The 15,477-nt window shown below is 66.2% G+C and carries 13 protein-coding genes; 7 read left to right on the forward strand and 6 right to left on the reverse strand.

What is annotated here, in order from left to right:
* Positions 1-406 precede the first annotated feature (406 nt).
* Both A37E_RS0116725 and A37E_RS0116730 read left to right on the forward strand, forming a co-directional pair.
* A complete protein-coding gene (locus tag A37E_RS0116725) occupies positions 407-697 on the forward strand; it encodes a GIY-YIG nuclease family protein (protein ID WP_029557664.1) in 291 nt (96 codons plus the stop codon).
* 496 nt (positions 698-1,193) lie between these two features.
* Positions 1,194-2,609, forward strand: a complete 1,416-nt coding sequence (locus A37E_RS0116730; protein WP_029557665.1) for an alanine/glycine:cation symporter family protein — start codon at positions 1,194-1,196, stop codon at positions 2,607-2,609.
* A gap of 90 nt (positions 2,610-2,699) precedes the next feature.
* Here A37E_RS0116730 and A37E_RS0116735 read toward each other — a convergent pair whose 3' ends face one another.
* Positions 2,700-3,188: a GatB/YqeY domain-containing protein gene (locus tag A37E_RS0116735; RefSeq protein ID WP_029557666.1), complete on the reverse strand. Its 489-nt coding sequence runs from the start codon at positions 3,186-3,188 to the stop codon at positions 2,700-2,702.
* 107 nt (positions 3,189-3,295) lie between these two features.
* On the opposite strand from A37E_RS0116735, the gene carA reads away from it, so the two are divergent.
* Positions 3,296-4,501 (forward strand): glutamine-hydrolyzing carbamoyl-phosphate synthase small subunit, encoded by a 1,206-nt coding sequence (gene carA, locus A37E_RS0116740; protein WP_029557667.1) that lies wholly within the window; start codon positions 3,296-3,298, stop codon positions 4,499-4,501.
* A gap of 79 nt (positions 4,502-4,580) precedes the next feature.
* On the opposite strand, the gene A37E_RS0116745 is transcribed toward carA, so the two are convergent.
* Complete coding sequence (locus A37E_RS0116745; RefSeq protein WP_024279936.1) at positions 4,581-5,270, reverse strand: GntR family transcriptional regulator; 690 nt, start codon at positions 5,268-5,270, stop codon at positions 4,581-4,583.
* 301 nt (positions 5,271-5,571) lie between these two features.
* On the opposite strand from A37E_RS0116745, the gene A37E_RS0116750 reads away from it, so the two are divergent.
* From A37E_RS0116750 to oxlT (A37E_RS0116765), 4 genes are all read left to right on the forward strand, one after another.
* Positions 5,572-6,042, forward strand: coding sequence for a CBS domain-containing protein (locus A37E_RS0116750; RefSeq protein WP_029557668.1), 471 nt, complete (start codon positions 5,572-5,574; stop codon positions 6,040-6,042).
* Positions 6,043-6,294: 252 nt separating this feature from the next.
* Positions 6,295-7,524, forward strand: a complete 1,230-nt coding sequence (gene frc, locus A37E_RS0116755; RefSeq protein WP_024279934.1) for a formyl-CoA transferase — start codon at positions 6,295-6,297, stop codon at positions 7,522-7,524.
* Positions 7,525-7,647: 123 nt separating this feature from the next.
* Positions 7,648-8,931: an oxalate/formate MFS antiporter gene (gene oxlT, locus A37E_RS0116760; RefSeq protein ID WP_051679118.1), complete on the forward strand. Its 1,284-nt coding sequence runs from the start codon at positions 7,648-7,650 to the stop codon at positions 8,929-8,931.
* A gap of 658 nt (positions 8,932-9,589) precedes the next feature.
* The gene (gene oxlT / locus A37E_RS0116765; RefSeq protein WP_029557670.1) at positions 9,590-10,897 is read left to right on the forward strand and encodes an oxalate/formate MFS antiporter; all 1,308 of its coding nucleotides are present in this window, start codon (positions 9,590-9,592) and stop codon (positions 10,895-10,897) included.
* A gap of 75 nt (positions 10,898-10,972) precedes the next feature.
* Here oxlT (A37E_RS0116765) and A37E_RS0116770 read toward each other — a convergent pair whose 3' ends face one another.
* The 4 genes from A37E_RS0116770 to zwf all read right to left on the reverse strand — a co-directional run bounded on the left by A37E_RS0116770 (position 10,973) and on the right by zwf (position 15,311).
* Positions 10,973-11,224, reverse strand: a complete 252-nt coding sequence (locus A37E_RS0116770; RefSeq protein WP_029557671.1) for a hypothetical protein — start codon at positions 11,222-11,224, stop codon at positions 10,973-10,975.
* 229 nt (positions 11,225-11,453) lie between these two features.
* The gene (gene pgi, locus A37E_RS0116775; protein WP_029557672.1) at positions 11,454-13,100 is read right to left on the reverse strand and encodes a glucose-6-phosphate isomerase; all 1,647 of its coding nucleotides are present in this window, start codon (positions 13,098-13,100) and stop codon (positions 11,454-11,456) included.
* Between the two features lie 16 nt (positions 13,101-13,116).
* Positions 13,117-13,827: a 6-phosphogluconolactonase gene (pgl, locus tag A37E_RS0116780; RefSeq protein ID WP_197023000.1), complete on the reverse strand. Its 711-nt coding sequence runs from the start codon at positions 13,825-13,827 to the stop codon at positions 13,117-13,119.
* Positions 13,828-13,835: 8 nt separating this feature from the next.
* Complete coding sequence (zwf, locus tag A37E_RS0116785) at positions 13,836-15,311, reverse strand: glucose-6-phosphate dehydrogenase (RefSeq protein WP_029557674.1); 1,476 nt, start codon at positions 15,309-15,311, stop codon at positions 13,836-13,838.
* Positions 15,312-15,477 lie beyond the last annotated feature (166 nt).

Raw genomic sequence — 15,477 nt, forward strand, 5'->3', positions numbered from 1 at the left:
GGAGCCAGCAGTCTGTGAGGGGCGCGGGACGTCGGTCACCCAAAGTCAGGCGCCGGAAGATCAGCCCTTCAGTGTAGCCGGGAATGGGGGAGGGGGAAACGGGGGGCGGCACCCGGGCCGCGTCAACCACCCTCGTGCCCCGGACAAGCGACGGCGGAGCCGGAGCGCCGATCCGGGGCCCAGCGCAAGACTCCCGCGCAGCGGGGCAAAGCCCGAGAGCGCTTGTGCTCGGAAGCGCCTTCGGCGGTTCGTTGCGCTGGGCCCCGGCTCGCATTCCGCTGCGCTGCATGCGTCCGGGGCGCGAGAGCTGTTCCCCGGACAATCGACGGCGGACGCCGGAGCGCTGATCCGGGGTAGGGGATACCTCTCCCGCGCAGCGGGGCCGAATCCTGTTACCTTCGGGCAAATGCCGAGCTTCGCCGTTTACATCCTCGCGAGCGGCCGCAACGGGACGCTTTATGTGGGCGTCACGAACGACTTGGCCCGCCGCCTGTTCGAGCACCGCTCCGGCGCCGTCCCCGGCTTCACCCGCAAATATGCCGTCTACCTCCTCGTGCATGTGGATCTGTTCGATGATCTGGACGCTGCCCGCGCTCACGAACGGCGGCTGAAGAGGTGGCACCGGGACTGGAAACTCGCCCTCATCGAACGGGACAACCCCGACTGGCGCGATCTGGCAGAGGACTGGCTGTCCTGACCTGTTCCCCGGACAAGCGACACCGAAGGTGGAGCGCGGATCCGGGGTCCAGCGCAAGACTCCCCGCGAAGCGGGACGAAGCCTGAGAGCGGTGGGGTTCGGAAGCGCCTTCGGCGGACCGTTGCGCTGGGCCCCGGCTCGCATTCCGCTGCGCTGCATACGTCCGGGGCGCGAGAGCTGTTCTCCGGACAAACGACACCGAAGGTGGAGCGCTGATCCGGGGTCCAGCGCAAGACTCCCGCGCAGCGGGGCAAAGCCTGAGGGCGGAGGGTCAGGAACCGCCTTCGGCGGACTGTTGCGCTGGGCCCCGGCTCGCATTCCGCTGTCGCTGCATGCGTCCGGGGCGCGAGAGTGGTTCACCCCCGCAATCCCCCTTATCCACACCCCTCCCGCCGTCTCCGAATTGTGTCCACAAAGTGGCGCACGCGGTGTGGGCAGGGATGGACCGCCACAGCCCCGCTGGTAAGCTTCACGGTTTCAGCGGGGGGGGGCCGACATGGATGCGGTGATCGATTTCCTCAACACCATCTTCTGGGGCTACATCCTGATCTACGGACTGCTGGCGGTGGGCGTGTATTTCACCCTGCGGCTCGGCTTCGTGCAGATCGTCCATTTCCCCGAGATGCTGCGGTCGGTGCTGCGCTCCAACGACACCGACAAATCGGGTATCACGCCGTTCCAGGCCCTGTGCACCTCGCTCGCCTCCCGCGTCGGCACCGGCAACATCGCCGGCGTGGCGGTGGCGCTCACCTTGGGCGGGCCGGGGGCCATCTTCTGGATGTGGGTGGTGGCGGCGCTGGGCATGGCCACCGCCTTTGCCGAGAGCACACTGGCCCAGCTCTACAAGGTGAAGGACGAGGAGGGGCGCTATCGCGGCGGCCCGGCCTTCTACATCGCCCATGGCCTCAAGGCCTCGTGGGCGGGCGGGCTGTTCTCGGTCTGCCTCATCATCTCGTTCGGCCTGGTGTTCAACGCGGTGCAGGCCAATTCCATCGCCGATGCGGTGGAGGGTGCCTTTGGCGTGCCGAAGCTCGGCACCGGGCTGGTGGTGGCGCTCATGTCCGGCGTCATCATCTTCGGCGGCATCGCCACCATCGCCCGCACCGCCGAATTCGTGGTGCCCTTCATGGCCCTCGCCTATGTGGGCCTCGCCTTCTACGCGCTCGTGACCCACATCACCCTGGTGCCCGGCATCCTCGCCCACATCGTCGGCAGCGCCTTCGGCGTCGGCGCGGCGGCGGGCGGCGTCGCCGGCTCGGTGGCGGCGGCCATGATGAACGGGGTGAAGCGCGGCCTGTTCTCCAACGAGGCCGGCATGGGCAGCGCCCCCAACATCGCCGCGGTGGCGACGCCCGACCCGCACCACCCGGTGAGCCAGGGCTTCGTGCAGTCGCTGGGGGTGTTCATCGACACTATCGTCATCTGCACCGCCACCGCGCTGCTGATCCTGCTGTCGGAGGTGGTGCCCTCGGCGGAACTCACCGGAACCCAGCTCACCCAGGCTGCGCTGGAAGTGCATGTGGGGTGGCTCGGGCGCTATTTCGTGGCCATCGCCATCTTCTTCTTCGCCTTCACCTCCATCATCGGCAATTATTCCTATGCCGAAAACGCGCTGGTCTTCCTCGGCCATGGCCATGTCTCGGGCGTCATCATCCTGCGCGTCGCGCTGCTGGCCATGGTGGTGTGGGGATCGCTGCAGAGCGTCGCCACCGTGTTCAACACGGCGGACGCCTCCATGGGGCTGATGGCCTCCATCAACCTTGTCGCCATCGTCCTGCTCTCGGGCACGGTGGTGCGGCTGACGCAGGATTATATTACGCAGCGGAAGGCGGGGAAGGAGCCGGTGTTCGTCGCCGACGAGATGGCCGACCTGCCCCCCGGCGTCGACCGGAAGATCTGGAGCCGGAAATAGAAAAGGGGGCGGAATCGGACCCGGCATCTGCCGAACGTCACCGATTCCGCCCCCGAACAGCACCCGGAAAGGTGGTGTGAACCGGCCCCGTCAGGCCGCCGTCAACGCGTCCTTCACCCAGCCGGAGGCCTTGCCGAAATCCAGCGCGCCGGCATGGCGCTCCTTCAGCACGGCCATGGTGCGGCCCATGTCTTTGATGCCCTTGGCGTCGATCTCGGCGATCACCGCGGCGATGGCAGCGCGCGTGTCGGCCTCGGAAAGCTGTTTAGGCAGAAAGGCCTGGATGTAGGTAATTTCCTCGCGCTCCTGCGCGGCAAGCTCGGGGCGGCCCGCTTCGTCATAGATGCGGGCGCTCTCCTCACGCTGCTTCACCATCTTGGCGAGCAGGGCGCGCAGTTCGTCGTCGGTGAGCGGGTCCTTGCCATGTCCCCGTTGCTCGATATCCCGGTCCTTGAGCGCCGCATTGATGAGGCGGAGCGTCCCGGTTCTCTTTTTATCCTGGGCCTTTAGCGCCTCTTTGAGGGCCGCGTTGATGTCGTCGCGAAGCACGATCGTCCGTCCTGTGTTGAATGGCGCCATTTCCGGCAGCAGGATCTCGCGGCCATCCGGCCGGCGGCGCTGAGGGCGCACAAATTCCTGCGAGAGGCGCTGGAAACGCGGCGCGCGAGCCTCTATCTAGGCGATCCATGACCAGCGAACAAGACCACGCCCCCAACGCCACCGAGGGTTGGGCCGAGCCCCGGCCCACCGCCCTGCTCGTGCTCGCCGACGGCACCGTGCTCGAAGGCTTCGGCATCGGCGCCACCGGCCATCTCGCCGGCGAAGTGTGCTTCAACACCGCCATCACCGGCTATGAGGAGATCCTCACCGATCCCTCCTATGCCGGGCAGATCATCACCTTCACCTTCCCGCACATCGGCAACGTGGGCACCAACGAGGAGGACATCGAGACGGTGTCCATGGCCTCGGCCTCCGGCGTGCGCGGGGTGGTGCTGCGCACCGCGGTGACGGACCCGTCCAACTACCGCGCCACCCGCCATTTCGATGACTGGCTGAAGGCCCGCGGCATCCCCGGCATCACCGGCATCGATACCCGCGCCTTGACCGCCCTCATCCGTGAGGCGGGCATGCCCAATGCGGTCATCGCCCATGCCCCGGATGGCGTGTTCGACATCGAGGCGCTGAAGAAGGAAGCCCGCTCCTGGCCCGGCCTCGTCGGCATGGACCTCGTGCCCGGCGTCACCTCCGTCCAGCGCTTCGACTGGGACGAGACCACCTGGAATCAGGAAACCGGCTATGGCCGGCAGGAGGCGCCGCGCCATCACGTGGTCGCCATCGACTACGGCGTGAAGCGCAACATCCTGCGCCTGCTCGCCCGCGCCGGCTGCAAAGTCACCGTGGTGCCTGCCACCACCTCGGCCGAGGACATCCTCGCGCTCCAGCCGGACGGCGTGTTCCTCTCCAACGGCCCCGGCGATCCGGCGGCGACGGGGGAATATGCGGTGCCGGTTATCCAGAAGGTGATCGAGAAGGGGGTGCCCACCTTCGGCATCTGCCTCGGCCACCAGATGATCGGCCTCGCGGTCGGCGGCCGCACGGTGAAGATGCACCAGGGCCATCACGGCGCGAACCACCCGGTCAAGGACCTCACCACCGGCAAGGTGGAGATCACCTCCATGAACCACGGCTTCGCCGTGGACCGCGACAGCCTGCCGAAGAATGCGGTGGAGACGCACGTCTCCCTGTTCGACGGCTCCAACGCCGGCATCGCGCTGGCCGACAAGCCGGTGTTCTCGGTGCAGTACCACCCCGAGGCGAGCCCCGGCCCGCAGGACAGTCACTATCTGTTCGACCGCTTCGTCACGATGATCGAGAAGCACAAGGCGGCCTGAGCCGTCTTCGCCCGGAAAGAAAAAGGGCCGGCTCGCAAGTGCCGGCCCTTTTCTGTTGTCGGTTCGTGCAGCGTGCAGGCTAGTTCAGGAACTCGCCATGCTCCGCCACATGCCGGGCGAGGCCGAGGGTATGCTCGCGGACGAGGCGTTCGGCGAGGTCCGGGTCGCGCTTCTCGATGGCCTCGACGATATGCGTGTGATCGACAATGGAGCGCTGGGCCCGGTGCGCCTGGCCGATGGTCACCTTGCGGACGCCCCGCATGTGGGGGAACAGGTTCTCCGTCGTCTCCGCGATCAGGGCGCAGCCGGACATGCGGATGATGAGCTTGTGGAAGGCGAGATTCGCCTCGGAATATTCGGAGACGAACTCTTCCGGATTGCGGTTGGCGAAGGCGCGGACGTTCTCGCGCAGCTGGCGAATCTCGGTCTCGGTGGCGCGCTCGCAGGCGAGGCGCGCCGCCATGCTCTCCAGCGCCGCCCAGACGGTAATCATCTCGATGATTTCCTGCTTGGTCTTGCGCACCACGAAGATGCCCCGGCGCGGCACGGAGCGCACGAAGCCCTCCTGCTCAAGCAGCGTCATCGCCTCGCGGATGGGCGTGCGCGACACCCCGAGCTTCTCTGACAGCTGGCGCTCCTCGAGGCGGATCTCCTCGGGGTGGCTGTAGATGTCCATCTCCATGATGGCCGCCTTCAGCGCCTTGTAGGCCTTCATCCGGAAGCTCGATTCCGTCTCGATCGGCTTCACGTTGATATCCTGGTACGTCATCGCACCCCTTCGCCTTAGGCTTTCGGCAGTCAGTCGGGCCTGAAGTGATTCCCGTCTTGCGCACCAAATACATCATATCACATGCGAGGAAGAGTGCGCCGGCAAGCAATGCCGCAGGTGTCCCGAAATCTTGTGGCAATGCAGCATCTTCTGCGCGGGTGCGGGACGCTTCTTGCGTTGACAGGATGTATTTTGAATACCACGATGATCCGAGGGAAGATGGGCGCAACAAAGCCCCACCCTGCCCGGCGAAGCTTTCGCCGTGGCAATAGGCGAGCATTCGCCAGGGGAGGACACGCCAATGATTACCGTGGACGATATCCTGCGGGAAAAACGTGACACCCGCATCATCACCCTGCGCATGCATGAGACGGTGGCCGACGCCGTGCTCGTGATGAAGCGGGAGAACATTTCCTCCGTCATCATCAAGGACGTCTGCCGCACCGAGGGAAACACCGTGGTGGGCGTCTTCTCCGAACGCGACGTGACCCGCGCGGTGCTGGAGCATGGGGCCAACACGCCGAAGGTGGTGCTGGCCTCGCTGCTGAAGCGGGAGGTCATCTCCTGCAGCCTCGAAGACACAATAGAGACCGTGCTGCGGCTGATGGTGGAGCATCAGGTGCGTCATCTCCCGGTCATGGAGAGCTACGCGCTCGTGGGTGTCATCAGCGCCACCGACCTGATGCGCCATTACCTTAAGGAATCCGAGACCCAACCTGCGCTTCAGGTCGTCTCGGGCGGCATCGAGGCGGGTCTCGCCGCCCTGCGCTGAGGCGCGGGAGCTTTTCGGGGCCGCCTGTATCCCGCTGCGGCCCCGAGGTTTTTTCCTACTTTCGTCTAAGAATGACTCAAAACCCGTTTGCGAACGGACGAACGCAGTGTTACAGTTCTGTATCTGGCATACGTAATTCAAAACTTGAAATGCCAGAGGGTGGGTCCCTTCGATCGTATCTCCGAGGGGCGCATCCAAGCCGGCGCAGACCGGCACCGAAGGAACAGGGCAGGGAATTCCGGGAGTGGGTGCATGGGCAAGGCGCTTGACGGCGTGCGCGTCCTGGACATGACGCACGTTCAGTCCGGCCCCTCGGCGACGCAGCTTCTTGCGTGGCTGGGTGCGGATGTCATCAAGGTGGAAATGCCGCGGCGCGGGGACATCACCCGTTCGCAGCTCAGGGACAAGTCCAACGTGGACAGTCTCTACTTCACCATGCTTAACGCCAACAAGAAGAGCGTTACCCTCAACATCAAGACCCCCGCCGGTCAGGAGGCATTGAACCGCCTCGTGGAAACCTGCGACGTGATGGTCGAGAATTTCGGTCCCGGCGTGCTCGATCGCCAGGGCTTCGGCTATGAGCAGGTCCGCGCCCGCAATCCGCGCCTGATCTATGCCTCCATTCGCGGCTTCGCCGAAGCCTCGGGTGTCGACGCCAAGGCTTACGAGACCATCGCCCAGGCCATGGGCGGCGCCATGAGCACCACGGGCTGGCGTTCCGGCCCGCCGACCGCCTCCAGCGCGCAGATCGGCGACACCGGCACCGGCATCCATTGTGTCGCCGGCATCCTTGCCGCGCTGTTCCAGCGCACGGTGACGGGCGAGGGCCAGAAGGTGGACGTGGCCATGCAGGACTGCGTGGTGAACCTTCTCCGGGTGAAGCTGCGTGACCAGCAGCGGCTCGATGCAGGCGCGCTCGCGGAATATCCCGGCGCGCCCTCGGGTGAATGCGTGCCGCGGGCCGGCAACTGCTCCGGCGGCGGCCAGCCCGGTGCGGCGCTGCGGTGCGCGCCCGGCGGCGAGAACGATTATTGCTACGTCATCATCCAGCCCCAGGGCTGGGCGCCGCTGATGCGGCTCGTGGGCCGCAAGGACCTGATCGACGATCCCAAATTCGCCTCCCACGAGGCCCGCGCCCAGCGGCTGGAGCAGTGCTTCGAGATCATCGAGCGCTGGACCGCCCGCCGCACCAAGTTCGAGGTGATGGAAGCGCTCAACGCCATCGACGTGCCCTGCGGGCCGGTGCTTTCCACCAAGGACATCATGGACGACCGCGCGCTCTACGACCGCGGCTTCCTCGTGGAGGTGCCGCACCCCGAGCGCGGAACCTATGTGACGGTCGGCTCCCCCATAAGCCTGTCCGCCAACAACGTGCCGGTGGAGCGCGCGCCGCTCCTCGGCGAGCATACCGACGAGGTCCTCGCGAGCGTGGGCTTCTCGGCCGAAGAGATCGCCGGCATGCGTGCCGCCGGTGCCGTCTGACGGGGAGGGTACGAACCGTCCGAAAAACGAAACGCCGCGCCACGAGGGACAAAAAGAGGGTGGGGCGGTCAATCAGATCAAAAATATAAAAAAATGGTCTAAGGGGTAGGAAAAATGAGCGAAATGGCAGTGAAGGCGCCAGCGACAAATCGCTGGCTCCAGTTGGTCGCTGGCGTCGTGTGCATGGTGGCGGCAGCAAACATTCAGTATTCGTGGACTTTGTTCGTTCCTGAAATCGTTTCGGCGCACGGCTGGACCCGCGCGTCCGTCCAGGTGGCCTTCACCGTATTCGTGGTGGTGCAGACCTGGCTCACCCCCATCGAGGGTTACTTCATCGACAAGTACGGCCCGCGCGTGATGGTGCTGGTCGGCGGCTTCTTCACCGGCCTCAGCTGGGTGATGAACTCCTATGCGGGTTCGCTCACCGCGCTTTATGTGGCGGCTGCCGTCGGCGGCATCGGCGTCGGCTGCGTCTACGCCACCTGCGTGAACGCCGCGCTGAAGTGGTTCCCGGACCGCCGCGGCCTCGCAGTGGGCCTCACCGCAGCCGGCTACGGCTCCGGCACGGTGCTGACCATCCTGCCCATCGCCGCGATGATCAAGTCGAGCGGCTATCAGGACACCTTCTTCACCTTCGGCCTCGTGCAGGGCGCGGTGATCATGCTCGCCGCCGGCTTCCTGCGCGCGCCGGGCAAGAGCGAGGTGACGTTCTCCTCGACGGTTGCCCAGTCCCGCCGGGACTACACGCTCGGCGAGGCCCTGCGCACCCCGGTGTTCTACGTGATGCTGACCATGTTCGTCCTCACCGTCTCCGGCGGCCTGATGGCGGTGGCGCAGCTGGGCGTGATCGCCGAGGATCTCGGCGTCAAGCACATCGATGTGAACCTGTACTTCTTCACCATGGCCGCGCTGCCCTTCGCGCTGATGCTGGACCGCATCCTGAACGGCTTCTCGCGTCCGTTCTTCGGCTGGATCTCCGATCATATCGGCCGTGAGAAGACGATGTTCTTCGCCTTCGCCATGGAAGGTATCGGCATTGTCGCGCTGGGCACGTTCGGCACTAATCCTTGGGCCTTCGTGATCCTGTCGGGCGTCGTCTTCCTCGCCTGGGGCGAAGTCTACTCCCTGTTCTCGGCCACGGCCGCGGATACCTTCGGTTCCAAGCACATCGGCAAGATCTACGGCATGCTCTACACCGCGAAGGGCTTTGCCGCCCTGCTGGTGCCGATGGCCAACCTGCTGATGGAAGCGACCGGCAGCTGGAGCACAGTACTCTATACCGTCGCCGCCATGGACCTGACCGCCGCTTTCGGCGCCCTGTTCGTCCTGCGGCCCATGCTCGCCCGCCATCACCGGCTCAATGCCGAGGCGGCGGCTGCAACGGCCGCGCGTCAGGTGACGGCCTGAGGTTCTGTTCCGGGCGGTGAATGCCGCCCGGACACACATAAGTCAGGCGCTGCCATGACGGTGCCGGCGTGTGGGAAAGGAGCGAGACCTCCCCCGCGCACGCGAGATTTCAATCCGCGCGGCCCGATCGCGCGCCAACGAGTCCCTCCACCGCCATCTGGCGGTCCCTCAAGCCCCGGCTTCGGCCGGGGCTTTTTTTCGTTTGAGGTACAGGGAGGGCAGGGCCGAGATGGCGCCGGTGATGCCAAATCCGCTCCCGGCCGAGCATCACCGCCCTGAAATGACAGGGCTTGGCCTGATTGCGGCGACCCTGTAGAAATGCAGAATGATTCGGTGTTTGTTTATGTGTCTCAAGTAGAGAATAGATTTATTCGACTGCCGTGTTCTATGTGCGAATCCTGAAGCCCAGGAACGGGACTTGGGTTCCCTTCTCTCTTTACAAACGGGTTCTGGTTCTGAATTGCCGAAACGGCCCTCTAACGCCCGAATTACAGCGAAAAGTAACAGTTACATAGCCGTAACGGCATTCTGTATACCAGATTCTGTGTGCACCTTTCCCCTCGGTTCGCGAACGGGTCGATGAACGGCCCGAACAAGAATGGCGACCGTCACGGGCCGTTCATCGCATTCGATGATCCCCAGTGAGAAAGGGAAGGAAATGGCTCAGAACTCCGCAGCGCCTGTCGGCGGCCCGATTGGAGGGCGTTGGCTGCAACTGCTCATCGGCGTGATCTGCATGTCGATGATCGCCAATCTTCAGTATGGGTGGACGCTGTTCGTCGAGCCCATGAATGAGAAGCACCAGTGGGGCCGCGCCTCCATCCAGGTCGCCTTCACCATCTTCGTGCTGTTCGAGACCTGGCTGGTTCCGGTCGAGGGCTGGTTCGTGGACAAGTTCGGCCCGCGGATCGTCGTGTTCATCGGCGGTATCCTGTGCGCCCTGTCCTGGTTCCTGAATTCGCGGGCCGACAGCCTCGCCATGCTCTATGTCTCGGCGGCCCTGGGCGGCACCGGCGCGGGCGCGGTCTATGGTACTTGCGTCGGCTCCGCGCTGAAGTGGTTCCCGGATCGTCGCGGTCTCGCCGCGGGCATCACGGCCGCCGGTTTCGGCGCGGGCTCCGCGCTCACGATCGTACCCATCGCGGCCATGATCAAGTCGCAGGGCTACGAGCACACCTTCCTGTTCTTCGGCCTGATGCAGGGCGCGGTCGTGATGGTGCTCTCCCTGCTGCTGCAGGCGCCGAAGGAAGGACAACTGCCCGCGGTCAAGGCTTCGGCCACCCAGAGCCGTCGCAATTACGGCCCCGGCGAGATGGTGAAGGCCCCGGTGTTCTGGGTCATGTACCTCATGTTCGTGCTGGTGGCGGCTGGTGGCCTCATGGCGACCGCGCAGCTCGGCTCCATCGCCAAGGACTTCAAGATCGCCGACGTGCCGGTCTCCATCATCGGCCTGACCATGCCGGCGCTGACCTTCGCCCTGTCCATCGACCGCGTGCTGAACGGCCTCACCCGTCCCTTCTTCGGCTGGGTGTCGGACAACATCGGCCGTGAGAACACCATGTTCATCGCCTTCGGCCTCGAAGCGGTGGGCGTGCTGGCCCTGGCCCACTTCGGCTCCAACCCGGTGCTGTTCGTGCTGCTGACCGGCCTCGTGTTCTTCGCCTGGGGTGAGATCTACTCGCTCTTCCCCGCCACCTGCGGCGACACCTTCGGCGGCAAGTTCGCCACCACCAATGCCGGCCTTCTCTACACCGCCAAGGGCACGGCCTCGCTGGTGGTGCCGATGGCCTCGGTGGCTGTGGCCAGCCTCGGCAACTGGGACCTGGTGTTCATGATCACCGCTGCGGTCAACGCGATCGCCGCTCTCATGGCCATCTTCGTGCTGAAGCCGATGCGCACCCGCTTCGTTGCCGGCGCCGCTGCCCAGGCTGCGGCCCAGCCGGCAAGCGCGAAGGTCACTGGCTGAGGCTCTGCCTCAAACGTTCGGCCCACCTACCCCGGGCCCAACTGAGGGAGCGGCTTGCCGCTCCCTTCTTTTTGGTCAGTTGCCGCGCGGCACTGCGGTGAAGGGGCCGGCATGGACCATGACGAGGTTCGAGACCGCGCCCTTCGTATCGGTCGAGGGGGCAACGCGGGCAACGCGCGGCTCGGGCGTCTGCAGCAGGACATCCTCGATCGGAATGCCAGGGCCGCCGGCCACCGTCATGTACGGCTTCTGTGCCGTCAGGCCGTTGGCGGCGAAGGTGAGGACAATCCCGAAAAGGCCGAAAGCCGTAAGCTCAAGCGCGTTCATAACTCTCTCCCGGCATGATGCCGAAGGGATGCGGCGCGTTTCGCCGGGCTCGATCCAATTCGCCCGACGCCTCCGCGTCCCGGTACAGTCACCTTGTACCGCGCTTGCCCAAACTCGTGGTATACAAAATACGCAGAGGCGGACCCGCAATGCTGCATAGCAGCATTGCCCCTCGCCGTCGGCAAGCGCGCACAAGCGCGCAGGCACCCGTCATCCGAAAGCAGTCACTTCAGGCTTGAGCCAGACCGCCAAGGTAGGCCAGGAGGCCGGCTGTCGACCCCGATGCGCCGGGGGGGAGGGCCCCGCCTTCGACGGCGGGGAGGAACTGTGTTGCCAGTTCCTTCCCAAGCTCAACGCCCCACTGGTCGAAGGCGTTGATGCCCCACACCGCCGCCTCGACGAACACCCGATGCTCATAGAGCGCGATGATGCGGCCGAGGGAGAAGGGGTCGAGCTCCGCATAGGCGATGGTGACGGAGGGCCGGTCGCCGGGGAACACCCGATGGGGGGCTATCGCGGCGACCTGTTCGGCCGCGAACCCCTTCCGGACGAGTTGGGCCGCGGCCTCCTCCAGGGTGCGGCCGCGCATCAGCGCTTCCGCCTGGGCGAGGCAGTTGGCCACCAGAAGGTTCTGGTGATTCTTCAGGTTCGGCTCGTGGCCCTGCGCGGCGATGAGGAATTCCACCGGCACGGTATCGGTGCCCTGGTGGAGCAGCTGGAAGAACGCGTGCTGGGCATTGGTGCCCGGCTCGCCCCAGACGATGGGGCCGGTGCCACGCACGGCAGGCCGGCCGTCGCGCGTGACGCTCTTGCCGTTGCTCTCCATGTCGAGCTGCTGGAGATAGGCCGGCAGGCGCGCGAGGCGCTGGTCGTAGGGAATGATGGCGCGGCTGGGATAGCCGCAGACATTTCGGTGCCAGATCCCGACGAGGCCCAGCAGCACCGGCATGTTCTGGTCCAGCGGCGCGGAGCGGAAATGCTCGTCCATGGCAGCCGCGCCGGCGAGGAACTCGCCGAAGCGATCTGGCCCGATGGCGATCATCACCGGCAGGCCGATGGCCGACCACACCGAATAGCGGCCGCCCACCCAGTCCCAGAAACCGAAGGTTCGCTCGCGCGAGATGCCGAAAGCCTCCACCCGGTCAAGGGACGTGGAGACGGCGGCGAAATGGTCGCCCACGGCCGCCTCGCCCAGCGTATCCGCGATGAAGGCGCGGGCCGTGCCGGCATTGCACATGGTCTCGACGGTGGTGAAGGTCTTCGAGGCGACAATGAACAGCGTCGTCGCCGGATTGAGCCCCTTGAGGGTATCGGCGATGTGGGCGCCATCCACGTTGGAGACGAAGTGGCAGCGGGGGCCGTCGTGATAGGGCGCAAGAGCCCCCGTCACCATGGCCGGGCCGAGATCCGAGCCGCCGATGCCGATGTTCACCACGTCGGTGAAGGCGTTGCCGCGCGCACCGGCGATGCGCCCCTCGCGCACTGCGTAGGCGAAGCTGGTGAGGTTGCGCAGGGTCTCGTCCACGCCGGTCTTCACGTCGATGCCGTCGACGGGAATGCTCTCGTCCGAGCGGTTGCGGAGCGCCGTGTGCAGCACAGCCCGGTCCTCGGTGAGGTTGATGTGGTCGCCGGCGAACATGGCGTCACGCAGCTGTTCCACGCCCGCGGCCCGGGCGAGATCCAGCAATTGCGCCAGGGTCTCGTCTGTGATGGCGGTCTTGGAGAAATCGAGCAGCAGGTCGCCGTAGCTGGTGGAAAAGCGCTCGAAGCGGTCGGAGGAGGCGAACAGGTCGGCGATGCGCCCGGTCCGGCCTTTCCAGGCGGCGTCGAGGGCGGCGAAGGCGGCGTCGGTCGCGCTCGGCTGGGCTTCAGTCATGGCTCGGACCTCTTGTTCAGGGGCACCACATCACGTCGAGGGGCGCACGCGCCCTGAGGACGGAGCGGATGGGCAACTCTTCAACGGGGCCGCCGGCGCAGGCGCGCTCCAGCACCGCGCGCTTGGTCATGCCCTCGATGTGCAGCACCAGCGTGTCGGCTGAAACCAGCCGGGGCAGGGTGAAGGTGATGCGCGGCTCGCCCGCCGCATCTGCGCGCACGGCGGCGAGGATTTCGGGCGTCGCGGAATCGATGGCTGCGGCAAGCGTCTCGGCGCCGGGGAAGAAGGAGGCGGTATGCCCGTCGTCTCCCATGCCGAGCACTACGGCCGCGAAGGGGGAGGGGAGGGCGGCGACCCGCTCGGCGGCCTCCGCAAGCCCGTCCTCCGGCGTCGCCGCGCCGGTATAGAGCGGCACGAAGCGGGCTGCGGCCGCCAGCCCCTTCAGCAGGTGGTGGCGGACCAGAGCGGCGTTGGAGCGGTCCGACGTCTCCGGCACCCAGCGCTCGTCCACCAGCGTCACCGCCACGCGGGACCAGTCGATCGGCGCGCCGGAGAGGGTTTCGAAGAAGGCGAGCGGGGTGCGCCCGCCCGAGACGGCGAGGCTCGCCATGCCGTCGCGGGCGATGCGGCGGCGCAGGGCCTCGGCCACATGGGCGGCAAGCGCCCGGGCGAGGCCGGCCGAATCCTCATAGGCGTTGAGGGCGATGGGTGTGGTCGGCGGGGTCACGGGAAGCCTCAGGCGTCATCGGTCCAGGTGCGCCCGTCCCGTTCGATCAGGGCGATGGCGGCGGAAGGCCCCCATGTCCCGGCCGTGTAGGGCTTGGGCTGGTCGCGCGAGGCCCGCCAGGCGTCGAGGATGGGGTCCACCCAGCGCCAGGCGGCTTCCACCTCGTCGCGACGCATGAACAGGGTCTGGTTGCCGCGCACCACGTCCATGATAAGCCGCTCGTAGGCGTCCGGGTTCCGCACGCCGAAGACGGAAGCGAAGCTCATGTCCAGCGGCACATGCTGCAGGCGCATGCCGCCGGGGCCGGGATCCTTGATCATCAGCCACAGCTTCACGCCTTCGTCCGGCTGCAGGCGGATCACCAGGCGATTGGCCATGATGGGGCCGGCGTGATCGTCGAACACCGAATGGGGAATGGGCCGGAAGGCCACCACGATCTCCGACACGCGCGAGGCGAGGCGCTTGCCCGTGCGCAGGTAGAACGGCACGCCGGACCAGCGCCAGTTGCCGATCTCCGCCTTGATGGCGACGAACGTCTCGGTGCTGCTCTCGCCGGAGCCGAGTTCCTCCAGATAGCCGGGCACCGCCCCGCCGGCCGAGGCACCGGCGCGATACTGGCCGCGCACCGTCATCTGCGCGAAATTGCTCTCGTTGATGGGCTCCAGCGCCTTGAGCACCTTCAACTTCTCGTCGCGCACCGCGTCGGCGTCGAGCGAGACCGGCGGCTCCATGGCCACGAGGCAGAGGAGCTGGAGGATATGGTTCTGCACCATGTCGCGCAGCGCGCCGGCGGTGTCGTAATAGCCGGCGCGGCCGGCGGTGCCGATGCTCTCGGCCACCGTGATCTGCACATGGTCGATGTGCGCGTTGTTCCACACCGGCTCGAACAAGGCGTTGGCAAACCTGAGCGCCATCAGGTTCTGCACCGTCTCCTTGCCGAGGTAATGGTCGATGCGGAACACCGCCTCCTCGCGGAAGACGCGCCCGACCGCCGCATTCACCTTCTGGGCGGAGGCGAGGTCCTTGCCCACCGGCTTTTCCACCACCACGCGGGAGAGATCGGTGACGAGACCGAACGCGCCGATGCGCGCGCAGATGGGATCGAACAGGTCCGGCCCCACCGCCAGATAGAAGACGCGGACGCGATCTTCCCCCGCCTTCAGCGTCGCGGCGAGATCGGGCCAGCCCTCGTCGGAGAGGGCATCCACCGCCACGTAGGTCAGCCGGTTGAGGAAGCGGGCCAGCACCGCCTGGTCCACGTCCTCGACACCATCCGCAACGCCGAGCGCATCACGGGCGAAGGCACGGAAGTCGTCATCGGGCAGAGGGCGGCGGGAGGTGCCGATGATGCGCGCGTCGTCCGGCATCTGGCCGGCGAGGTCGCGCTCGAACAACGCTGGCAGGAGTTTGCGACGGGCGAGATCGCCGGTGGCACCGAAGACGACGATATCGAAGGGCTCGACAGTGACCACGCGCGCGACCATTCGGCCTTTCTCCCTCATCGGAGGCCTTGCGCCCCCTGCGCCGACCGGCCGACCCGCAGCCGGATCAAGGCCCGGCATGCCGGCGCAACGGCAGTCTAGAGCAGGCGTCGATCGGATTGCACCGCAATCTGAGCGAACACCACTTTCTCTTCCCACGGCTTCGGAG

This window comes from Xanthobacter sp. 91 (genome assembly GCF_000702385.1).
GTDB classification, from domain to species: Bacteria; Pseudomonadota; Alphaproteobacteria; order Rhizobiales; family Xanthobacteraceae; genus Xanthobacter; species Xanthobacter aminoxidans.